The sequence below is a fragment of the Mobilisporobacter senegalensis genome (assembly GCF_003752155.1).
Classification (GTDB): Bacteria; Bacillota; Clostridia; order Lachnospirales; family Lachnospiraceae; genus Mobilisporobacter; species Mobilisporobacter senegalensis.
This window is the reverse complement of record NZ_RJVG01000011.1, coordinates 1-23,412: the sequence shown is the minus strand read 5'-3', so window position 1 is coordinate 23,412 and position 23,412 is coordinate 1. Positions and strand designations below refer to the sequence as shown.

Annotated in this window: 25 protein-coding genes and 1 tRNA gene; 5 read left to right on the top strand and 21 right to left on the bottom strand. The window is 33.2% G+C overall.

The window, feature by feature from the left end; translation table 11 throughout:
- Position 1: 1 nt before the first annotated feature.
- The 9 genes from EDD66_RS15065 to EDD66_RS15025 all read right to left on the bottom strand — a co-directional run bounded on the left by EDD66_RS15065 (position 2) and on the right by EDD66_RS15025 (position 8,743).
- Positions 2-670: an MBL fold metallo-hydrolase gene (locus EDD66_RS15065; RefSeq protein WP_123610412.1), complete on the bottom strand. Its 669-nt coding sequence runs from the start codon at positions 668-670 to the stop codon at positions 2-4.
- Between the two features lie 41 nt (positions 671-711).
- Positions 712-2,976: a RelA/SpoT family protein gene (locus tag EDD66_RS15060; RefSeq protein WP_243115389.1), complete on the bottom strand. Its 2,265-nt coding sequence runs from the start codon at positions 2,974-2,976 to the stop codon at positions 712-714.
- Positions 2,977-3,205: 229 nt separating this feature from the next.
- Positions 3,206-3,730 carry an adenine phosphoribosyltransferase gene (locus EDD66_RS15055; protein WP_123610410.1) on the bottom strand — a complete coding sequence of 175 codons (525 nt, stop codon included), beginning with the start codon at positions 3,728-3,730 and terminating at the stop codon, positions 3,206-3,208.
- Between the two features lie 95 nt (positions 3,731-3,825).
- On the bottom strand, positions 3,826-5,601 hold the full coding sequence (gene recJ / locus EDD66_RS15050) for a single-stranded-DNA-specific exonuclease RecJ (protein ID WP_123610409.1): 1,776 nt from the start codon (positions 5,599-5,601) through the stop codon (positions 3,826-3,828).
- 7 nt (positions 5,602-5,608) lie between these two features.
- On the bottom strand, positions 5,609-5,869 hold the full coding sequence (locus EDD66_RS15045) for a hypothetical protein (RefSeq protein WP_123610408.1): 261 nt from the start codon (positions 5,867-5,869) through the stop codon (positions 5,609-5,611).
- A gap of 16 nt (positions 5,870-5,885) precedes the next feature.
- Entirely contained in the window at positions 5,886-6,650 is a 765-nt protein-coding gene (locus EDD66_RS15040; protein WP_123610407.1) for a preprotein translocase subunit SecD, read from the bottom strand.
- Entirely contained in the window at positions 6,650-8,050 is a 1,401-nt protein-coding gene (gene scfB / locus EDD66_RS15035) for a thioether cross-link-forming SCIFF peptide maturase (protein WP_123610406.1), read from the bottom strand. Before scfB ends, EDD66_RS15040 begins: the two co-directional genes overlap by 1 nt.
- 90 nt (positions 8,051-8,140) lie before the next feature.
- Positions 8,141-8,284, bottom strand: a complete 144-nt coding sequence (gene scfA, locus EDD66_RS15030; RefSeq protein ID WP_123610405.1) for a six-cysteine ranthipeptide SCIFF — start codon at positions 8,282-8,284, stop codon at positions 8,141-8,143.
- Between the two features lie 84 nt (positions 8,285-8,368).
- Positions 8,369-8,743: a TIGR04086 family membrane protein gene (locus EDD66_RS15025; RefSeq protein ID WP_123610404.1), complete on the bottom strand. Its 375-nt coding sequence runs from the start codon at positions 8,741-8,743 to the stop codon at positions 8,369-8,371.
- A gap of 291 nt (positions 8,744-9,034) precedes the next feature.
- Here EDD66_RS15025 and EDD66_RS15020 point away from each other — a divergent pair, with 291 nt between their 5' ends.
- A complete protein-coding gene (locus EDD66_RS15020) occupies positions 9,035-9,901 on the top strand; it encodes a PHP domain-containing protein (protein ID WP_123610403.1) in 867 nt (288 codons plus the stop codon).
- A 363-nt stretch (positions 9,902-10,264) separates the two neighbouring features.
- Here the strand turns inward: EDD66_RS15020 and EDD66_RS15015 are convergent, their stop codons facing one another.
- From EDD66_RS15015 to EDD66_RS14975, 9 genes are all read right to left on the bottom strand, one after another.
- Positions 10,265-10,567 (bottom strand): hypothetical protein, encoded by a 303-nt coding sequence (locus tag EDD66_RS15015; protein ID WP_123610402.1) that lies wholly within the window; start codon positions 10,565-10,567, stop codon positions 10,265-10,267.
- Positions 10,568-11,331: 764 nt separating this feature from the next.
- Complete coding sequence (locus EDD66_RS15010) at positions 11,332-11,910, bottom strand: accessory gene regulator ArgB-like protein (RefSeq protein WP_123610401.1); 579 nt, start codon at positions 11,908-11,910, stop codon at positions 11,332-11,334.
- The gene (locus EDD66_RS15005; RefSeq protein WP_123610400.1) at positions 11,910-12,053 is read right to left on the bottom strand and encodes a cyclic lactone autoinducer peptide; all 144 of its coding nucleotides are present in this window, start codon (positions 12,051-12,053) and stop codon (positions 11,910-11,912) included. The genes EDD66_RS15010 and EDD66_RS15005 overlap by 1 nt, the downstream gene beginning before the upstream one ends.
- Positions 12,054-12,204: 151 nt before the next feature.
- Positions 12,205-13,494, bottom strand: coding sequence for a sensor histidine kinase (locus EDD66_RS15000; RefSeq protein ID WP_123610399.1), 1,290 nt, complete (start codon positions 13,492-13,494; stop codon positions 12,205-12,207).
- 1 nt (position 13,495) lies between these two features.
- Positions 13,496-14,212 carry a LytR/AlgR family response regulator transcription factor gene (locus EDD66_RS14995; protein WP_170164382.1) on the bottom strand — a complete coding sequence of 239 codons (717 nt, stop codon included), beginning with the start codon at positions 14,210-14,212 and terminating at the stop codon, positions 13,496-13,498.
- 222 nt (positions 14,213-14,434) lie between these two features.
- Positions 14,435-15,448 carry a UDP-glucose 4-epimerase GalE gene (gene galE, locus EDD66_RS14990; protein WP_123610397.1) on the bottom strand — a complete coding sequence of 338 codons (1,014 nt, stop codon included), beginning with the start codon at positions 15,446-15,448 and terminating at the stop codon, positions 14,435-14,437.
- Positions 15,449-15,541: 93 nt separating this feature from the next.
- Positions 15,542-15,865 (bottom strand): preprotein translocase subunit YajC, encoded by a 324-nt coding sequence (gene yajC / locus EDD66_RS14985; RefSeq protein WP_123610396.1) that lies wholly within the window; start codon positions 15,863-15,865, stop codon positions 15,542-15,544.
- 69 nt (positions 15,866-15,934) lie between these two features.
- Positions 15,935-17,074, bottom strand: coding sequence for a tRNA guanosine(34) transglycosylase Tgt (tgt, locus tag EDD66_RS14980; protein WP_123610395.1), 1,140 nt, complete (start codon positions 17,072-17,074; stop codon positions 15,935-15,937).
- 252 nt (positions 17,075-17,326) lie between these two features.
- The gene (locus EDD66_RS14975) at positions 17,327-17,554 is read right to left on the bottom strand and encodes an HPr family phosphocarrier protein (protein WP_123610394.1); all 228 of its coding nucleotides are present in this window, start codon (positions 17,552-17,554) and stop codon (positions 17,327-17,329) included.
- Between the two features lie 254 nt (positions 17,555-17,808).
- On the opposite strand from EDD66_RS14975, the gene EDD66_RS14970 reads away from it, so the two are divergent.
- Positions 17,809-18,516, top strand: coding sequence for a DUF421 domain-containing protein (locus EDD66_RS14970; RefSeq protein ID WP_330511319.1), 708 nt, complete (start codon positions 17,809-17,811; stop codon positions 18,514-18,516).
- A 202-nt stretch (positions 18,517-18,718) separates the two neighbouring features.
- On the opposite strand, the gene EDD66_RS14965 is transcribed toward EDD66_RS14970, so the two are convergent.
- Positions 18,719-19,894 carry an IS110 family RNA-guided transposase gene (locus tag EDD66_RS14965; RefSeq protein WP_123610393.1) on the bottom strand — a complete coding sequence of 392 codons (1,176 nt, stop codon included), beginning with the start codon at positions 19,892-19,894 and terminating at the stop codon, positions 18,719-18,721.
- Positions 19,895-20,151: 257 nt separating this feature from the next.
- Between EDD66_RS14965 and EDD66_RS18515 the strand changes: the two genes are divergently transcribed.
- Together EDD66_RS18515 and EDD66_RS14960 are read left to right on the top strand one after the other, a co-directional pair.
- Complete coding sequence (locus EDD66_RS18515) at positions 20,152-20,307, top strand: hypothetical protein (RefSeq protein ID WP_170164381.1); 156 nt, start codon at positions 20,152-20,154, stop codon at positions 20,305-20,307.
- 227 nt (positions 20,308-20,534) lie between these two features.
- Positions 20,535-21,830, top strand: a complete 1,296-nt coding sequence (locus EDD66_RS14960; RefSeq protein WP_123610392.1) for a LysM peptidoglycan-binding domain-containing protein — start codon at positions 20,535-20,537, stop codon at positions 21,828-21,830.
- Between the two features lie 127 nt (positions 21,831-21,957).
- Here EDD66_RS14960 and EDD66_RS14955 read toward each other — a convergent pair.
- Positions 21,958-22,030 (bottom strand) — tRNA-Trp (locus EDD66_RS14955).
- A gap of 181 nt (positions 22,031-22,211) precedes the next feature.
- Complete coding sequence (locus tag EDD66_RS14950) at positions 22,212-22,748, bottom strand: rubrerythrin family protein (RefSeq protein WP_123610391.1); 537 nt, start codon at positions 22,746-22,748, stop codon at positions 22,212-22,214.
- Between the two features lie 130 nt (positions 22,749-22,878).
- On the opposite strand from EDD66_RS14950, the gene EDD66_RS18510 reads away from it, so the two are divergent.
- Positions 22,879-23,034, top strand: a complete 156-nt coding sequence (locus tag EDD66_RS18510; protein ID WP_170164380.1) for a hypothetical protein — start codon at positions 22,879-22,881, stop codon at positions 23,032-23,034.
- The last annotated feature ends 378 nt before the right edge of the window (positions 23,035-23,412 follow it).

The following is a 23,412-nucleotide window of genomic DNA, read 5'->3' as shown; positions in this document are numbered from 1 at the left end:
CCTACTCCCAAAATCTATCTACATTCAGATATTCATTATTTTCTCTCTCATATCCGATGGTAGTAGATTCTCCATGCCCTGGATACACTAATACCTCATCTTCCAGCAACATTAATATTTCTTTCACTGATGAGATAATTGCTGAAAAATTACCAGTAGGTAAATCTGTTCTTCCCACTGTCTCACGAAATAAAGTGTCTCCTGAAAACAATACTTTTTCATTCTCCAGATAATAGCAGCTGCTTCCAATTGTATGCCCAGGGGTATGAATTACTTTTATTTTAAATCCTGCAAGATTTAAAACCTGCCCGTCTTTCAATACTTCATCCGGCTCCATACCATAGTCACAGCCAGCTGTCTTTGAAAAATTCATATGGCTGTCTGCTAACAGCTCTCGCTCATTCTCATTTGCATAAATTTTAACACCATATTCTCTGGCTATTGCAGCAGCCGCAAGAATATGATCAAAATGTCCATGAGTTAATAAAACTCCTTTTAATAATAAGTTCTGATTATTGATATAATCTATGATTACATTTGCCTGATCTGCCGGATCAATTACAATTGCTTCATTTGTCAGCTTATTACATAAAATATAACAATTTGTTCGTACCGAGCCTAAGATACATATATGAATATGCAGATTTCCTATTATGCTGTCTTCTTTCATCTTTTCGTCCTCTCCAAACATTTTTAGATATTGTAATGAAATCAGCCCGTAGTCCTTTCAATATCTATGACACTCTCAATATTTCTGAGCTTCGCAACTAAAACCTTTAATTGTTCTACTCCACGAACTTCAAAACCAATACTTATAGTTGCTGTTCCCTGTTTATTTGTCCTGACATTCATAGATGTAACATCAATAGCATTCTCTGTAAATGTTCTTGAGATATCAAGCAGAACACCACTGCGATTATGGGCATATATCTTAAGTTCTGCTGTGTACAATTCACTTTGGGCTCTTTCAGATGGCTGGGACCATTCTGCTTCTATAAGACGGGCTCTATCTTCTTCTGGAAGGTTAATCACATTGATACAATCTGTTCTGTGAATAGATACTCCTCTGCCCCTGGTTACAAATCCAATAATTTCATCCCCTGGCACCGGACTACAACATTTTGAAAAGCGTACCGCAACATCATGAATTCCTTCTACCACAATTCCGCCCTTTGACTTTGCTACAGTGGCAGGTTTATTCTCTTTTACTTCTGAGATTGCTTCTAATAGCTTTTCATCTGTAATCGCTTTCTTATGTTTCTTCTCATAGGATTCCACAAGTTTATTGACTATCTGTCCTTCTTTCAGTCCACCATGCCCTATTGCTGCATAGACAGAATCCCAATCCCTGAAACCATATTTTGTCATAGCCTTATTCATATATTCAGGCTTTAGTAAATCACTAAGGACTATATTCTTATTCTTACAATAACTCATCATGAGTTCTTTTCCACGTAAGATATTATCTTCTTTCAACTCTGTTTTAAACCATTGATTAATCTTATTTTTAGCCTGGGTACTTTTCACTAATGATAGCCAGTCCCTGCTCGGTCCTTTGGAATTTTGTGAAGTTACAATATCAATTCGATCCCCATTTTGAATCTTATAATCTATGGTAACTAATTTCCCATTCACCCTTGCTCCTACCATCTTATTTCCTACTGCACTATGAATGCTATAGGCAAAATCAATAGGAGTAGAACCATTTGGAAGATTCTTAACGTCTCCAGTCGGCGTAAAACAGTATACACTTTCAGAAAAAAGATCAAAATCACTTTTTAACAGGCTCAAAAATTCTTTATTATCAGACATATCCCGCTGCCATTCAAGAATCTGTCTAAGCCATGTGAGTTTTGCTTCCTCCTTATCATGGGCATTCTTACCGTCTTGATTCTCTTTATACTTCCAATGGGCAGCAATACCATATTCTGCTGTTCTATGCATATCAAAGGTACGAATCTGTATCTCAAATGGCTGCCCCATAGGACCAATTAAGGTAGTATGAAGAGACTGATACATATTAGGTTTTGGCATCGCGATATAATCTTTAAAACGTCCCGGAATCGGCTTATACATCTCATGGATTACTCCAAGAGCCGCATAACAATCTTTCACAGAATCTACAATAATACGAACTGCGAACAAGTCATAAATCTGGTCAAGGGTTTTATTCTGATTTACCATCTTTTTGTAAATACTAAAATAATGTTTTACCCTTCCATTTACAGTTGCCTCTATGGTCGCTACTTCAATATGATTTCTCACTTCATCCACGATATTATTGATAAAGGCTTCAATATCGCTTATTTTTGAAGTGATTTTTTCAGTTAATTCTTCATATACTTCTGGTTCCAGATATTTTAATGATAAATCATCAAGTTCTATCTTAATTTTAGAGATACCAAGCCTTTGTGCAATCGGAGCATAAATATCCATGGTTTCTCTTGCTTTTTCTTTCTGTTTCTGGGGTGACATAAACTGTAATGTCCGCATATTATGAAGTCTGTCTGCTAACTTAATTAAAATAACACGAATATCCTTGGCCATGGCAAGAAACATTTTTCTTAAATTCTCAGCCTGGATCTCTACTTTATCTTTTGAATAATTTAATTGTGTTAATTTTGTAACTCCATCTACAAGTAAAGCAATTTCATCACTGAACTCTTTCCCGATCTGCTCTGTTGTTAACACTGTATCCTCTACTACATCATGAAGAATACCTGCAACAATGGTCTCCTTGTCTAACTCTAATTTTGCCAGGATGATACCAACACAAAGTGGATGAATAATATACGGTTCTCCAGATTTTCTAAGTTGTTCCTTATGAGCATCTTTTGCGATGATATAGGCTTTTTCAATCATGGAAATATCTGCGGATGGGTGATAGCTTCTTACTGTATTAATTAAATCTTCATATAATTGCTCAGGAGTAACAGAATCTAAAGGAGGTGTAATTCCCAGATTTTCTTCCATCATTATGTCATTTTTCTCTATTTTTCTCTTTTTTTCCATGATCTCACCACCTAATTTTTGAGTTTATATCATTCAATTATAAATAATTTTCTAAGAAAAATCAATTCCTTTATGCGAATTCTGTCAAATGTATAAATATTTTCATTTACAAAAAGGACTGTTTTGCTTAACATTTGCAAAACAGCCCAATTTTATAAAAATTTTCCCATCAAATATATTAATTCAATATATATTATTTTCCAGGATAACTGATAATGGATCTAACGTCATATCCAGCTAGTTTTTCTCTTCCTTTGAGACCTTCTAATTCCATTAGGAAAACAATCTTAACAACTTCTCCACCAAGCTGTTTTACTAATTTGGTAATGGCTTCAATCGTACCTCCTGTAGCAATCAAGTCATCAATAATAACAACTTTTTGTCCTGGCTTAATGGCATCTTTATGGATTTCGATTGTAGCTGTACCATACTCAAGGTCGTATTCCATTTCAACTGTCTCACATGGAAGTTTACCTTTTTTACGAACTGGAACAAATGCTTTATTTAGATTATATGCAATAGGTACACCAAATATAAAGCCTCTTGATTCTGGTCCTAATACAATATCAAAGTCTACTCCGTTAAGAGTCTCTTGCATTTGATCAATTGCTAATCTAAGACCGTCTTTATCTTGTAATACACTTGTTATATCTCTAAATATAATTCCTTCTTCTGGAAAATCAGGTATACTTCTTACATATTCTTCTAATTTTTTCATTTGAACTGCTCCTTTAATTATATAATTCAAATCTCTCATTGTATTTATAGTTGCCCAAACTTTATGTTTCTCACAAACACATATTATAACATCATTTATTGTAAAAATCTATAATTTTGTATTACAAATTGAATATTTTGATATCCGTTATATTCGTTGATATCCGGATAATAAATCATATCCATACTGATATTATTATTATGCCCTTCATATAACTTATCCAATTGTTCCTGACCATAGATAAAAATTATATTTTCTTCAAAGGCAGCAGTATCTGAGAAAAGCATGGCAGTATATTGTCTTCCTGGATTTTCCTTGTGATATACCGATAATTTTATTACATTTTTATTCTGTCCTAATTTTATACCTTTTATTATTTTTATATCCTTAAGGGCAAATAAGGGCTTTCCATTCCCTTTTCCAAAAGGCTCTAACTTATTAAATTCTTCAATTAAAGGTATATTAACTTCATAAAAAGGTAACACCATATCAAATGATATTTTGCGAGCCAAGTCATTCTCAGTTAAAGTTGTGTTATGGTTTAATTGTCGCCTTAATAAATCAATATTCTCCTCATCCATGGATAATCCTGCTGCCATAGGATGTCCCCCGAATTTTGTTAATAATGACTTGCAGCGGTTTAATTCCTCGAACATATTATATTCTTCAATAGACCTGGCAGAACCTTTTGCTCCTTCTTCACCTTTCGTTAAAATAATCGTTGGTTTATTATATTTTTCTTTAATCCTGCCAGCAATAATCCCGGCGATACTTTCATGACAGTCTTCTAAATATACAACGAAAATCTTATCTTCTTTCATATTACTTTCTTCTATTATATTAATTGCATTAAGAACACCCTGATTTGTCATTTCTTTTCGCTCATCATTAAGTTTCTTTAACTGCCTTGCATATGCAGCTGCTTCTTCTTTTGATGAAGACAATAACATTCTGAGTCCAAGTTTAGCACTTTCCAAACGTCCGGAAGCATTTATGCAAGGTCCGATAATAAATCCCAGGTGGTATGTATTTATCTGATGTTCCTCTAATTGATTTTCCCGAATCAACGCCTTTAATCCCAGATTTTCAGACTTTTTCATCTTCTCAAGTCCAATCTTAACAATCACCCGGTTCTCATCAACCAGATCCATTACGTCACATACTGTGGCAATTGCCACAAATTCTAATAGATTTCTGGCTTCACCACTAGGTATATACATTTTATCGTATAATACCTCGATTAATTTATAGGCAACGGCAGCACCGCAAATGCATTTAAATGGATATTCACAATCCATTTGTTTTGGATTAATTACAGCATCTGCATCCGGAACATGATATACCTTTTTATCTGCTTCCATGGAAAAGGGGATATCGTGGTGATCCGTAATAATTACTGTGATTCCAAGGGACTTTGCATATTCAATTTGATCTATGGCAGCAATTCCATTATCACAGGTAATGATCGTATCCACCTGATCGTTATGTGCCTTTTCAATAATAGACTTGTTTATTCCGTACCCATCTTTTACACGATCCGGAATCTCATAATCCACATTTGCATCACACCTGTCTAATGCTGTTTTTAAGAGATAAGTAGATATTACACCGTCTACATCATAATCTCCAACGATACGTATTTTAGATCCGTTCTGAATCTTCTTTATTAATATATCCGCAGATAAATTCACATCCTTTAATAACAGCGGATTGTGCATCTTAGAATAATCCGGATTAAGATATGCTTCCAATTCTTCATTATTTTTAATCCCTCGATTAATAATTAATCTGGACAGCACTTCACTGATTCCAAATTGTTTTGCAATGAGAGAAAAATCTGCCTTTTTATTTTTAATAAACCATTTTTCCATAGCTTTCCTATCTAATCTTCTTTTTGATAAACCTTGTTTTTAACAGATACCATAAGGTTCCCGCAATGCAAATAGAAGAATATGCACCAAATACTATTCCTGTCATTAATGGAAAAGCAAAGTCTTTAATAGATTCTACTCCTAATACGTATAATAAAAATACAGTAATGAATGTAGTAAATGATGTATGAATACTTCTTCTTAAAGTTTGAGTTATACTTGTATCCACTATATCTTCTAATGATTGTTTATTCATTCCAGCTTTCATGTTCTCACGAATCCTATCAAAAATAACAATGGTAGAATCCTGCAGTCAGGCTTGTTGTCACTGCTTGTGAACCAAGTTTCGCTCCAACTACATTGGATCGTATCTCTTTTAATTCAAGGGGCAATGCACCTATACGTATGGATGATGCCAGTTTTTCTGCCTCTTCAAAAGACTCCTGTCCTGATATTTGTGCCTGTCCCATTGTAATTTCATCTTCTACTTTAGGGCTATATATTACTTCCCCATCATAAATGATCGAAATAGTCTTTCCTATATTTTCTTTTGTGGCTTTCCCGAATTTTATTTTCCCGGATTGATTTAATGTTAATTCTACAATATATTCGGTGCCAAAATTACTCTGTAAAATTTGTGGTTTTGCAGTTGCAATATCCGAACCATCAATGATCAAATTACCATTTTCATCTGTAAATTGTATAGAACCAGCATTTCCTAATCTGGACAAAATCTGATTTGCATTTGAAATTCCCGGGATATCAACATTAATACGATTAAGACCTTCTTTATATACCGCAGATTCCGTATTCAGATCCTGTACCCGCTTCTGAATCTTATATACAGTGTCATCCATCTGCTCTTTCGTTGCTCCAGCTTCAACCGCTTCATAGGTAACACTTACACCACCTGCTAAGTCAAGCCCCAGATGAATATTTCTCATGCTTCCCAGATGGTCTTCTCCAATTCCAATCATGACAATTATAATGAGACTAATCATTACAATAACCACACCGGCAAGAGAAAGAAAACCTCTTTTCCTATTCATCATTCTTCTCCATCTAGTTCTGCTGCCTTTAACATAATAGAACATTCGACACGTTTTCTTTGAAGTTCACATCCAATATCATATGTATCGTTAATATTATTATGGAATTTATAAGAGTTTGCAGCGCATCCACCACTGCAGTAATATCTTGCAAAGCAATCCTTACAATTATCCTTTGAATATACATTGCAATGTTTAAATCCCTCCACGAGATCGTCTCTTTTTATCCCATCATCAACATTTCCTAATAAATATTCTTCTTCTCCCACAAATTGATGGCATGGATAAATATCTCCCCAAGGAGTAACTGCAAGATATTCTGTTCCGGTTCCACAGCCTGATAATCTTTTTGCGACACATGGCCCCCCACTAAGGTCAAGCATAAAATGGAAGAAATTAAAGCTTCTTCCTTCCTTTTTGCTTTGAATCATATATTCTGCTAATTTATCATATTCTTCACAAATTACAGGAATATCTTCTTCTGTAATTGCGTAAGGTTCTTCTGGTAATGAAACTACTGGTTCCATAGAAATCTGTTTAAATCCAAGCTCTGCTAAATGAATTACATCTTCTGAGAAATCAAGATTATTACGGGTAAATGTTCCTCTCACATAATATCTTGACTGATTGCGGCTTTCAGCTAATTTAATAAACTTAGGTAGTATAATATCATAGCTGCCTTTTCCATTCCTTGATGGTCTCATATGGTCATGGATTTCTTTTCTTCCATCAATACTTAAAACCACATTGTCCATCTCTTCATTGGCAAATGCTATGATATCATCATTCAATAATAATCCATTCGTTGTTAATGTAAAGCGAAAATGTTTATCATGTATCTTTTCCTGTTCTCTGCCATACTTCACTAAATCCCTAACCACCTGAAAATTCATCAATGGTTCTCCACCAAAGAAATCAACTTCCAGGTTGCGTCTTTTCCCTGAATTAACAATTAAGAAATCAAGGGCTTTTTTGCCGACTTCATAGCTCATTATTGCACGTCTTCCATGATATTCCCCTTCTTCTGCAAAACAATATTTACATGCCAGATTACAATCATGGGCAATATGCAGACACAGTGCTTTAACAACTGTCTCTCGATTTTTAAATTCTGAGATATAGTTCTGGTAAATATCTTCGGTAAAAAGACTTCCATCCTCTTTTAACTGCCTTATTTCATCAATTCCTTCAAGAATAAGTTCTTTACTGATTGGGTCCTCAAGCAGACCAGCATTTTCTGGAATACTATACTTGTCCATCATCTTTTCTATAATGGTATCTACATCATGGCTTTCATATAATGAGATAATATCATATACTAATTCATCTACAATATGTATCATTCCACTGTTCACATCCAGAACAATATTATATCCGTTATTTTTATATTGGTGTATCACTGTAATACTCCTTTCAGTCTGATTATTGGGAAACTCCCAATATCTATTATTACAAGGAATAAGCAGCGACTGAATGTCGCTGCTTATGTATTAGTTATTGTTTTCACAGCTTTGATTTCCTACTGTACAGGATGTCTTACAAGCTGATTGGCAAGATGTTTGGCACTCACCGCAACCGCCTTTTTTCATAGATTCTTTTAAATTTCTAGTATTTAAAGTCTTAATATGTTTCATTTGATTGCCTCCTTTACTTCATAAGCTTAGGATAGTATACCATATCTTAGCATATATTTAAAGAGTTTTTTCATTAGTATAAGCCTAGCTTAACATACCTCCCAGGGTACCTCCCAGAGTACACATAATAAAAACGGTAATCATACTAGCACTTCCACTAAAATTACTCTTATTAAGAACGATTGAAACGATTAATATAAGTAAAAAATATAAAATTCCAACTCCCATTCCCCAAAGATATTTCTTTTCTCCAACACCTTTACCTATAATGAGGCCACCTAAGAATGTTGAGAGTATGTATGACAGAATAATTCCAATACGAATTGTTCCACTGGATATATCTGCCTTATAAACTAATAAAGACAATATAAGCAGAATAATTATCGTAAGTATATACGAGAATAATAGTGCTCTGATGATGTAGAAGACTTTAGACTTTTTAAGTGCCATTTTATTCATAACCCACCTCCATATTCTTTATGCTAAAATCAATACCTATTTGATTTTTTCTGAATTCATATTATAAGTATATTGTAAAAAACATGGATGTATTCCTAGTTTGAACAAAGATTCCACTTAACTGTCATAGGTCTGTAAGCATAAGATGTATGCCTGCTTAAAAACTATTGGTCCCAAATATAATAATTTATGTTATAATGAAGGCAACGAGCCAGGCGCGAAGCATTTGGCGAATACAAGAAGGTCATGGACTTGTTCATGATCTTCTAATCAGATAGGAGGTAGAATACAATGAAATATATTGATCTTCATGTTCATTCCAATGCATCTGACGGAACCGATACCCCATCTGAATTAGTAGCAAAAGCGATCTCGTTGGGATTATCCGCATTTGCATTAACAGATCACGATACTATTCAGGGAATTGAAGAAGCAATTTCTGCTGCAGAAAATTTTGAAAAACAAGGGAAAAAGGTTGTGGTTATTCCGGGAATTGAATTATCCGTAGCCTATAAAGGGAAAGACATTCATATGCTTGGTCTATTTATAGATTATAAGAATGATATATTCTCCAGAATCCTTAATGATATTAAAGAAGAACGTGAACAAAGAAATGAAAAAATGGCCAACAATCTTGCGAATGCCGGTATTGATATATCCATCGGGAAATTGAGACATTCAGATAAAAATGCGGTGATTACAAGAGCCCATTTTGCTAAGTATTTAGTTAAAATAGGAGTTGTTAAGACGAATCAGGAAGCTTTTCAAAAATACTTATCCTCAGATGGCCCTTATTATGTGCCTAGAGAATATCTTACCCCTAAAGAGGGAATTGACCTTATAAAGATGGCAGGAGGAATCCCTGTTCTCGCTCATCCACTATTATATAAATTCTCAGACGCAGAACTGGAAGAGCTGATTCAAACTTTAAAAGAAGACGGATTAGTTGGAATTGAAACCTTCTATTCTATGAATACAGGTTTTGATGAGGCCTATGTGAAAAAGTTTGCCAACAAATATAACTTATTAATGACTGGTGGATCTGATTATCATGGTACTGTAAAACCATTGATTGAATTGGGCATTGGTAAGGGAAATCTTAAAATACCATATTCTTTGCTTGAGAAATTAGAAGATCAAAGACGAGTTTCTGAATAAAATAACTAAACGAATGTTTCATCATCTGTAAAATAACGGTCATAGGTATAAAAATAATTTCTCTCCCACCAAAAAAGGTCAGAAAAACAGTTTTAATATTTCAACAGCAGGTAGTGTGATTCGCTATATTAACAAACCATATATTGAACTCAAGCAAAAGGCGATTGAATCTTCTAAAACCCTAAAAACAACAACTTATGGTTCCAAAGTATCAAAAATTGCTTCGAATTCAAGTGGTTGGTCTAAAATCAAGTATACAGATGGAAAAATAAAATTAGGTCACTTCGCGTAGTTGCTGTAATATAAGAAAATAAGGCAGCTACGCCTAAATGCTTGCTTAACTGCCTTTTAATCAAAACTTTTTTATAAACCAGATTTGTCTGTTGCCTTTAATTTGTATCCAACAAATGCAATAATGTATCCATTTTCATCAAGAAATGCTCCCACTTTTTTATTATCTTTATGCAAATCCTCAATTAATCCATCACACTCAGTATCTGCCTTGAATTTAAATGATTTATCTATTTCTCTATATAAATGAAGATTTACACCAGATAATTTGAAAATTGATTCATCACTCTTATAACTATTTTTGAATATATCTCCAATTAGTTTTAAATCAAATTCCGTACTATAGCAAAAAATATCGCAAATAGTTACTTCCATAATCCGTTCCTCACTAACATTATTAATAATTTCTTAACGCTATACAACTTGTGATGCTCCACCCAAATTAACTGAGTTTCCAGATACTGCTGAAATTTTAATGTTATTATATCCCACTCTGACACTAGAATCTCCATAAGTATTAATATCGTGTGCTATATCTCGACTTGTATTACTACTTCCATATAATAAGCTCTCGGAAAGATTATATCCTCTATATCATAATAAATCCGTTGTTAGAGAAATTAAAATGCCATATATCAGTTCTTTAATTAAAATAAAAATGTTATTTCTGCATACTCAGAAAAAAGAGTGTTTCTTTCTTTTTAGATTCAGTAGAAGCCCTTCATAAATTCCGTTATCTAATATTTTAGCATTTAAAAGAAGCTCTTTCCTTTATAGATTGAGCTCCTCTTAAGTTAATGTTATTTTTTTGATATTCTAACTAAAATAAACCTGATTAATATTAGAGATAGAAATATAATCATTAGATATCCCAATATTCTTATGTCATAACTTCCAGGACTTGTTAGCGATTTATTTATACCTATAAACCATACAAAGGATAATATAAATAAAGCTACAACTATCCCTATTAAATAATTAGTAATATCAATTAATTTTCTGATGACCATGCCCTATCATTCCCAACATGTAGTTTTAACCATTCTGTTCCACTTATACCTATCCCAAGCCAATTTACCTGTGTGATAAGTTTTGCTTCTGCTGGACCATTCATCTTTTGTTAGCAATATAGTAAAATGTTAATTTATAATTTTACTATTGATTCTTTTTCCTAAAACAACCATGAAACTTAAAACCATTAGAGCTACTCCAATACATAAGGCTATACTATTCAAATCGAACGCTAATAATATTGTAATAATACAGATATCACTAAGTAGTATAATTCTTGTCCTTTTTTTGTACATGGATAGCTCTAATTGGTCCAAAGGTTTATTACTGGTTTCTACTGGTGCAAGTAATAGTATAATTAGGCTTGCAATTACAGTCATTGCTATAATAATGGTACTCGCATCCGGAATACACTTATTAATCGAAAGAAAGATTACACTTAAGATTATTCCAACTACATAACATCTTAGAACTGTACTTGCATGATATCCTCCTGCAAAAGAGCGTAACGGCAAGTAAATTAGCATGAATATAATACTTTGCCAAAGCATACCAAAGCATAATCCTATTATTAATGTAGTCACAATATTCATTATAAGAATAAATAGCTGCTCAATACCATATACATATATTTCTTTATTCTCTACATCAACCGTTCCATTTTCAATAAGTTGTTCCGCAATATTACCTGAAAGCTTAGAAAACATTAGAATTTTCTAAGTTTTTTAGCTGTTTCTGGCAATTTTGGCTGATGAGCAAAACACATACAAGCACTATTTACATTCATAGTTGTAACTGCTTTTGCCATGTTAGCAATAATAGCACCACTTTTATTTTGTAATTTCTTCATAGCTAAATTCCTCCTCTCGTTTTTCTATCAGCATTCGATATTTGGTATAATATCACAGGAACGGAACTTGTGCGAGAATGTGTTGAAATTAACATATGTTTTTGTAGAAATTTAAACTTTTTTTGTAATAAAAAGATTTTTTTCTTGCTTCTTAACAATCGTATACTAGAATATCTGTACAAAATTCGTGCCCAGTATAACTGATCTCCATTTCCCCGTCATAAGCTTTAAGAACTTTTTGTATATTATTCAAGCCAATTCCGTGATTATCCTTATCCTTATGGGTAGTTAAAAGATTCGTTCCTTCTGTTGCCACATATCCGTTAAAAGTATTTCTTTCACTGATAAATAGAACATTCTTTTTATAAATCAATTCAATTTTAATTCTTTTGTCCTTTTGTAATTTACTTGTGGCATCAATGGCATTATCCAATAGGTTTCCCAATATAACAACCATATCAACAGATCTTATATTCAGATACATTGGAATCTCCAGTTTGAGAATCACCTCAATGCCTTTGTTCTTGGCCTCATTGATCTTGTAATTTAAGATACTGTCCACGTCCACATTCCCGGAACGTGCAATCTCTTTTTCAAAAGTGGTAGATTCCACCAATTGCCGGATATAATCTACCGCTTTCTTTATATTATCTTTTTCTAAATATCCCTGTAACGCCAGTAGATGATTCTTTAAATCATGCCTCTGTGCTCTCGTACCTTTCCAGGATTGGTCCATAAGCTCAAATTGTTTTATGTAATATTCATTTTGTTGCTTTAACAATAATCTCTCTATTCTATTTTCATATTCTTTTAATAATACATCATATAAATAAAAAACAAGTATATTTATGGTGAAAAGTATTATTATGCTAATTAGTAATTGCATATTCCTTTTTCCATAACTTAATTCAATAATTGCATAGGTGATATACAAAGAACCAATCGGTATGAAAAATATAGAAAGCCAGAATGTAATCGGTATATCAATGTTACGTTTTACATTTTTTAAATTACCCATTATTAATACTACTACATATGAAACCATCTTTATTGTAACTAATCCCACAATAGATGAATATCCACTATTTGAAGAGTAATCTACATCTTTAAATAAACCTGATAGAAAAACAAAGATACTTTCTACAGACATAAGAATCGTATACATTATTATGGTTGATAAGAGCCTTGTCTTAACAGAACCTTTATAATTAAAGGTCAGCCCTAAAAATAATAATACATTGCAAAGCATATTAGCAATTGGTATATTTAAATATAAATAAACTGTGCTTACTATTGAAAAATAGCCAATATATGAAACAAATTCAATCTTTTTATTGGTTTCTTTCTGTTCAAAAAATATTCCCATAAATTTATATATTGTATAGGTACCAAAAATATTGGATATTAAATACACAAAACTGTAAAGTTCTTGATGCTGCATACTATTTATTCCTCTCTATTCTTAATTGGAGTGATCGCACTGCCTTTCTATTCTGCTGGCTAATAGGCAATATCCTGTTATCAGACATAGTCACTTGCCTATATTCGAATTTTACGATATGATTGTAATTTACTAAAAACGATTTATGTATATAAATAAAATTATAAGCTTGCAAATTCTTATAAATATCATTCAAAATTCCATAAAATATATCTTTTCTCCTGGTAGTAATTATATTGATTTTTCGATTTACACTTTCAAAATATAATATATCTTTTAAAGGTGCTTTACATACTGTATGTCCCGTCTGATACTGGAAGACCTCATTATCCTTAAGGATTAACCTTAAAGCTGTTTCAAATACTTTTGATATTTTTTCATAATTAAGTGGTTTTATAATAAAATCCATTGGCCTTGCCTGAAACAATTGCATTGCATAATTTTCCATGCTGGAAATGTATATGATCAGAGTTATCTCATTTTCATATTCATTTCTAAGTTTCGTTCCAAACTCAACTCCATTCATATGTTCCATCTCGATATCCAGAAATATGAGATCATAAGATTCTCCATTCTGAATTGATTTATCTAACTCCATCCCCGAGTAAAATATATCAATATCAAGTTTTTCCAAATATGCTTCCCCTAAATTAAGTAATATTTCTTCTAATTGACTACATACAAAATTGTCGTCATCACAAATAGCAATCCTTAACATAATGCCCCTCCTACATTTTCTAACCAACATTTTACCATACATTTTTCCAATTTCCAACATTATTCCAAAAAATTACATGAATGTAAGAAAAAATTAAGATAATAATTAATATGGCGTATAACCCACACCAAGGCTGTACTATTACCCTCAGTCCATGGAAACCGCTGCCTTAACGTAAAAAAGACGATTCCTTCTAAAAGAAATCGCCTCTATAAATCTTACTTAATCATCATATCCATTTGGATTATTTTTTTGCCATCTCCAGGAATCACTGCACATATCAGAAAGATCTTTCGTTGCTTCCCAATGTAATTCTTCTTTGGCTTTTGTAGCATCTGCATAGCAGGTCGAAATATCGCCTGGTCTGCGGGGCTTAATTTGATAATTTATCTTTTTATCAGATGCTTCTTCAAATGCTTTAATTACCTCAAGGACGCTATATCCTACTCCTGTTCCCAGGTTATAAGTTAAAACACCTTTTTTCTCGTTTAATTTTTCAATTGCTTTTACATGACCAATTGCTAAATCAACTACATGAATATAATCACGAACTCCACTTCCATCCGGTGTGTCATAGTCATCGCCAAATACACCAAGGCAATCCAATTTACCAATAGCAACCTGAGTGATATAAGGTAATAAATTATTAGGGATACCTTTTGGATTTTCGCCAATTTTTCCACTTTCATGAGCACCAATTGGATTGAAATAGCGAAGTAATATAATATTCCACTCAGGATCAGCCACTGCCAGATCTCTTAAAATTTCTTCCAGCATTAATTTTGTACGTCCATATGGATTTGTGACAGATAGAGGAAAATCTTCCTTAATAGGCACCGTTTCAGGACTACCATAAACAGTTGCAGATGAGCTAAATACGATTTCCTTAACACCATGTCTTCTCATTACATCACATAGAATCAAGGTCCCGGTTACATTATTATGATAATATTCAAGTGGTTTTGCTACAGATTCCCCTACTGCTTTCAAGCCGGCAAAATGTATTACTGAATCAATTACTTCCGTATCAAAGATATACTCTATAGCATCTTTGTCTAATAAATCTGCTTCATAAAATGTTAAGCTTTTTCCTGTAATCTCTTGTACTCTTTGAAGTGATTTTTCACTGGAATTATATAAGTTATCTACTACAACTACGTCATAGCCTGCATTTAACAGTTCAACACAAGTGTGACTTCCTATGTATCCAGCTCCTCCAGTAACTAATATTGACATAATATTCCTCTCCTTCTTTATAAAAATTGGCTGCCGCAAAACACATATTCTATAATGAATGTTATAGATTAACATTTTACGACAGCCCATTCATTAATTTGCAGCTGTTTCAGGTTTTTCTATTTCAACAATTGCATCTTTTTTCATAGGAATTCTGCAATTCTTGTTGTTTCCAAATTCTACAATGACAACCTCTTCCATAACATCAATGATGACACCATAGAAACCACTGCTAGTTAATACACTATCTCCTGCAGAAATGGTAGTTAACATAATATCATGAGCTTTTTGTTTCTTTTTCTGAGGTCTGATTGCTAAGAAATAAAATAAACCAACCATAACTACTAGATAGCCAATTGTTAATGCAAGTCCACCACCTGATGTTGTTGTCTGCGCTAAAAATGGTAATGCGTTCATTGTTAAATCCTCCTAATAATATATTCATATATAGTATACCGATAGAATCGGACTACTTATCTTTTATAACTAACTCTTTGAATTGTATTCTTTAAATCCTTCTAATTTAACCTTCTTATATTCCTGATAGCAATTCTTTTCAATTGCATCCCGTATCTCTTCCATCATTGTATTATAAAAATATAAATTATGCATTACTAGTAGTCTTAATCCTAACATTTCTTTTGCTTTAAGTAAATGTCTTATATAAGCCCTGCTATAGTGTTTACATGCCGGGCAGCCACAATTCTCTTCGATTGGCCCAGAATCCAGTTCATATTTTGCATTTAATAGATTCATCTTTCCTTTGTTCGTATAAGCATGTCCATGACGTCCATTTCTTGCAGGATATACACAATCAAAGAAATCAACGCCTCTTTCCACAGCCTCTAAAATATTCTCAGGAGTTCCAACTCCCATTAAATAAGTAGGTTTTTCTAATGGCAGATAGGGAATCGTCTTCTCAATAATATGATACATCTCCTCATGAGATTCACCGACAGCCAACCCTCCGAGAGCATATCCGTCCAATTCTAAATCAGATATTTTTTTCGCATGTTCAATTCTTATATCTTCAAAAGTCCCACCCTGGTTAATACCAAATAGCATCTGATTCTTATTAATAGTATCATCTAATGAATTTAATCGATTCATTTCTATCTTACAACGTTTTAACCATCTGGTTGTCCGATCAACAGAATTTTGCATATATTCTCTTGTTGCAGGATGAGGTGGACATTCATCAAATGCCATAGCTATGGTAGAAGCAAGATGTGATTGAATCTGCATACTTTCTTCCGGTCCCATAAATATTTTACGACCATCTATATGAGAGTTGAAATAAACTCCCTCTTCTTTGATTTTTCTTAACTTAGCAAGGGAAAATACTTGAAATCCACCGGAATCTGTTAGTATTGGCTTATCCCATACCATGAACTTATGAAGACCGCCTAGTTGCTTAATTACCTTATCCCCTGGTCTTACATGTAAATGATACGTATTGGATAATTCCACTTGTGTTTTTATCTCATGTAAATCCATAGTTGAAACTGCGCCCTTAATTGCTGCTGCTGTTCCAACATTCATAAATACTGGTGTTTGAATTGTACCATGAACAGTTTTAAACTCACCACGTTTTGCATTACCGTCTTTGTTTATTAATTTATACATACTATCTCCATTTTCTGCTCACATGTGCCACTCATGTGTTATTTATCTGATGACAACCTTTCACTTGATCTTCAATGTTATAATTCACCATTTCATCAATAAATAAACTTAACATTACAAGTATACCGTGTTAAACATTGTTTTTCAATATTATTTTTTATAATCAATCTTAAATTATTCTAAAATAGCAATAAAAAATGGCTCCATTTAATATGAAGCCACTTCTGCTTAGATCTATCAACTGATATCTATTTAAACTGCGTATTTGTTTAATGTTTGCTCAAATTGACAATCATATCCCATGCAGGATACAGTTAATATCTTAGTTAAATCCATACTAAGAACTCCCAATAATGATTTAGCATCAATAATAAATCGATTATAGCTAATATCAACATCAAATGCGCATTTTGCTGCCGCACTTACAAAATCTCTTACTTCTTCAGGTGCACCTAGTTTAATGTCCTGTCTTAAATCCATGCTATCACTTCCTTCTAAATTAGCTATATTAATAACAATATACACTAATTTCAATATTTGTTACAATCGTGTATTATTTTGTCATTATGACAACATTGTAGTTATATCATGAATTTAAATATTCGTCAATATTTCAAAATATGGATTTATAGTCAAACATAATTTTGCCAACTTTCTCTTAGAAAATGTATAATTTCAATTAAGCTGTATATCCTAAACCATATATGTGACTGAAATTATTAGGAGGCATCTATATGATGGAAATTATTAAGATTATAATAACTTCATTTAGTTCAATTGTTGTTTTGTTTATCCTTTCTAAATTTATGGGTTATAGACAGATGTCTCAGCTTAGTATGTTTGATTATATTAATGGTATTACAATAGGCTCAATTGCTGCTGAGATGGCTACCTCATTAGAAGAATTTGCAAAACCTCTCACAGCAATGATTGTTTATACCATAGTAGTAATTTTAATTTCAGAAATTAATGAAAAATCAGCTTTTTTACGCAGATTTATCTCAGGCAAACCAATTATTCTTCTGAACAACGGAAAGCTATATTATAAGAATTTAAAGCATGCCAGGATAGATTTAGACGAATTTTTGACCAGATGCAGAAACAGTGGTTATTTTGATGTCTCAAAAATACAAACCGCTATTTTAGAATCCAATGGTAAAATTAGTTTTCTCCCAATATCAACTGATCGGCCTGTGACACCCCAGGACCTTAATTTATCCCCTATGCAGGATAATATGGTTGCAAATGTTATTATGGATGGTAAAATTCATAGAAAGAATTTGAAACATACGGGAAATGATGAAAAGTGGCTAAATAGCCAGCTTCATATTTATGGTGTTTCCAATCCTTCGGAAGTTTTCTTAGCAACCTGTGATGCTAACAATAAACTAAGTGTATATATAAAAATAAAAGAACCAATGAAAGATGATATTTTTGAATAAATTAAATGATATCATATGTATATAATGTTAAATTTTACTAATACTACAAAAAGAAAGACTAACTATTAAAAGTCAAGTCTAAAAAGAAAGTTTTTTGTATGAATTGCAGTGATGCATTTCAGATATAGTAGTACTTTGAAAACTGCATGATAAACAGAGCATCTTTACAGGTGCCCAAGAGGGAGATATTTGAACAGAAAGACTAAACTGCTTTGATGTAGAGTTGCCCTGATTTTTCAAGTTGGTAAATTACTCTGACCAGTTTCTTTGCGGCATGGGAAATGGCAACGTTATAATGCTTACCTTCTGCTCGTTTCTTGGCAAGATAAGAGGCAAAAGTCGAATCCCAGTGGCAGACAAATTTAGTGGCATTAAATAATGCATAGCGAAGATATCTAGAGCCACGTTTCTCCATGTGGGAATAACACCCATCAAGCTGTCCTGATTGATATGTGGATGGGGAAAGTCCTGCGTAGGCAAGTATCTTATCAGGGGAATCAAACCTGCCAAAATCACCGATTTCAGCAATAATCATAGCACCCATGCGGTAGTTGATACCGGGAATACCAAGGATTGGTGAGTTAATTTCATCCATTATGGCTTTGATTTCTGCTTCAATTTCATCAATCTCGGAGGTGAGTTCCTGAATCAGTTTGATGGTATGCTTTAGTTCCAAGGACTTTGCCGGCATATGAGAGCCGATAGAGGTTCTGGCAGCTTCCTTGAAGCGAATGGCAGTATCTTTGTCATAACGACCTTTTGAAGCGGTAGCCAAGAGATTTGTCAGCCGGGTCAAATGAACCGATGCGATATCAGCAGCACTTGGCAGCTCGGTTAGAAGCGCATAAACAGACGCCATGTGGAGTGTTGGAACGAGCTTCTCCAGTTCCGGAAAAAGGATGGTAATAAGACGAGAAACAGAGGATTTTAGTTTTGCCCGTTCTTTTACCTTATCAAAACGATAACGGGTTAGTGACTTCAATTCCTCATTGTGATAAGATGTGTCTGAGTAGGACTTTAAGTTCACGTCAGACATAAGCATGGTAGCAATCGTATGGGAATCAACTTTATCCGTTTTGGTCTTTCTAAGGCTTAGACTTTTTCTGAAAAGACTGGTATGTAACGGGTTGATAACAAAGGTGGTCAGACCTTTATCAAGAAGAAAACCCAAGATGTTATAACTGTAGTGTCCAGTGGCTTCAAGCCCTACTTTTACTTTAGCTAAATCATCGGTAACGGCTGTAATCTTCTGATAGAATGCATCAAAACCATCTCGGTTATTGGGAATGGTAAATGCTTTAAAAAGCACTTCACCATCTGAGTTAGTGATAAAGCAATCATGCTTATCCTTGGCAACATCAATTCCTGCATATATCATAGCAATACTCCTTTGAAAATGTATTTGATACTGTTTGGAACCACTGGTACTCTTTGCGATTGTAACCTCGTTCTAAATAAACCGTCATGCGGTATCTAACTGATTAACAAATATACAAAGAGACTGTGGTTGGAGCCTTTCTGTAACCATCTAGTGGTAGGAGAATTTAACCAATCCACAGTATCTCCAACAGTATAGCATACAGTCCTTGGAGAGGGACTATAAACACTACTACTTTATAATACGAGGAGAATTATATGAAGAACAATAACAAAAATAATGCTACAAGTAAATCTACAAATCAAAACCAGACAAATTCTAAGAGTTCCGGAAGTCAGATAAGTAACAAAACAAACCAAATGAAAGCCAATCCTGATAAGCGCGAACGTCGTGATGGTCCTGGAGGTGAATAATTAATACTATAATCTCAATACAATTATAACTAAATAATGAGCCTTTGTAAAAAATCCCCTGAATTTGTCGGGGATTTTTTATTAAATGGAAATTTAAAGGATGTAGCAACCTCAGGGATTGCTCCAACGTGTCTATTTATGGAATTTATATTATGCAGTATTTATTGAATAATAAGGATTCTGAAACATATAATAAAATGAAATAAAATAATGAATTGAGGCTGTCCATGACTATACATGTAGTTCAACCTGGAGAAACTATTTACACTATAGCTGAACAATACAATGTATCTGTAACAAGATTAGTTGAAGACAATGGATTAATTAATCCCGACAATTTAGTTATCGGCCAAACTATTGTGATTACATATCCCGAACAAGTTTATATCGTACGAGAAGGGGATTCATTACAAAGTATTGCTAATTCATACGGAGTACCTATAATGCAATTACTTAGAAATAATCCATTTCTTTCAGGCAGAGACGTTATTTATGAAGGAGAATTACTCGTTATTAGTTATGATACTCAGAATAGAGTCTCAATTAATGCATTTGCTTATCCCTTTATAAACAGAGATATCCTTAGGAAAACTTTACCCTATCTAACATATCTGACAATCTTTAATTACAGATCCTTGGAGGATGGAGAAATTGTAGGAAATGATGAAACCGAAGTGATACAAATTGCAAGGGCCTATGGAGTTGCTCCAATCATGTCACTATCTACCTTAACGTACCAGGGTACGAGCGATATAGGGGCATTAAACAGCATATTGTATAACGAAGATATCCTGACCAGGCATATTGAGAATATACTTACAATTCTAAGAACAAAAGAATATTATGGATTAAATTTCTCTGTGGTAAACTTAAATCAAGAGAATCAGCAGGCTTATGACAATTTTATTACCAGACTGTCCTATCGTTTAAAAGAGGAAGGATATCTATTATTCATTACAATATCTCCTAAAATTGTCATAAGTACAAATGAAGTAACATTTGAAAAATTGGATTATACTACATTTGGTCAGGTAGCAGATGGTATTTTACTTTTGTCATATGGATGGGGATACGCAGTAGGGCCTCCTTCTGCTTCAACTCCTGCATATCTGACCAGAGCAATTCTTGATTATGCTATTACTATGATTCCACGTTATAAAATAGAAACCGGAATATCAACCATAGGATACCAATGGCAGCGTCCGTATATAATAGGCGTTTCAAGAGCAAATTCTCTGAATACAGATGCTGCAATTGAATTAGCACTCCAGGCTGGTGTGCCTATTTTGTTTGATGAATATTCCCAAGCTCCATATTATGAATATACCAATTATGTCTCCGGCGAACCTGTCCATTATATGGTATGGTTTAAAGACGCAAGAAGCATTGATGCATTAATGAGTTTTATTCCAGAATACGGAATACAAGGAGCTGCGATTTGGAACATAATGAGTTATTTTACACAAATGTGGTTAGTTATAAATTCACAGTACGAAATTATAAAAATTTTTCCTGAATTTTAAGTAATTTGCATCAAAAGGCAGACTATAGATATATTCCATCACTCTTTTAATTCGCTCCCATAATGGATAAATTAAGAATGTAAAAAATCCAGTAATATCAAATATATTGACTTTACTGGACTTATAACAGGGGCAGTAGGACTTGAACCCACGACCTGCGGTTTTGGAGACCGTTATTCTACCAACTGAACTATACCCCTATGCATATTTAATTGATACTGCCTAACCATAGTACAATAAATTGTTTGAATTGTCAATACTATTTTAAAAATTATATTAGTTAAGTTTTTATCTATCTACCTTATCAATATGATTATTAAAAACAAAAATAAGGTGTCTAATTTATATCCGAATCTAGACACCTTATTATATCTATTAATTTTAAAATCTTTCTGTAAATGTCTGATAATAGGCTTGAGGATATCCACATATCGGACATATTTCAGGTGCGCAATCTCCTCCCATAATATTACCGCAAACTGTACACACCCATAAAGTAGTTTCTTCTTTACAAAAAACCTCATTATTTTGTACGTTCTCAGCCAATGTTCTAAAACGGAGATCATGATTCATATCAATATTGGCAATACCATATAATAAGGATGCTATGTCTTCAAATCCTTCTGTACTTGCAACATTAGCATATTCTTGCTGCAGTTCTACTAAGTTTATATCACTTTGGGAAGACTCCAATAAATTGGTGAGTGTATTTGGTAATACTCCATTATTTAATCTTCTTAGCCAAATAATAGCATGTTCTATCTCATTTCCGGCTGTAACATCAAATATATTGCCTATCTGTATATATCCATCATCTCTTGCTTTATCTGCATATATTTGATATTTTGCTCCTGTAATCAACTTCATTAGATATAAATTTTGCAAATTTTTATATGTTTGACTCTCCTGAAATTCCATGAAGCCTCCTCATTAATAGAAATACTGACTATAGTTAAATAATATGAAAACAGAATAATATTTATGTTATGATTAGGTATTCTATGTATGTAATAAAACATTTTGGTAAAACTATTATTGAGGTGATAATATGACATATGTGGCTCCAGCAATCAAAGATAAATTTGAGTCTCTTTCCATAGACTTAAAAAATGTAATATTGGAAAGAGATGTACAATTGAATTCAGTTCATGATTTAATCAGCGTTCTAGAAGAAATTGTAGAAGAAGGAGAAGCAGAGGAATAAATATTCTCTGCTTTATTCTTTCTTAAAATTGGATTGTAATTGAATATACATAGGTCAAGAATAACGTAATTAATTATAAATAACTTCAGTTATTGATTAATAATATCCTGGTAATCAGAAAAAAGGAAGGGCTACCACCTGCATTAAGCAAGTGATAGACCTTCCTTATTCTATATACCTTAAAAACTACACACTGTTTGAATTCCATCTATTCTTTCTATCCTGAACTTATCCTATTGGAAGTTCGATTTCACTACGTTCAATCGAACGACCTAAATACTAGACTCTTGCTTCGCTTACGCTCGCAACTCGTCAAGTATCTTAGGTCAAGCCCTCGACCTATTAGTATTAGTCAGCTCCATGTGTTACCACACTTCC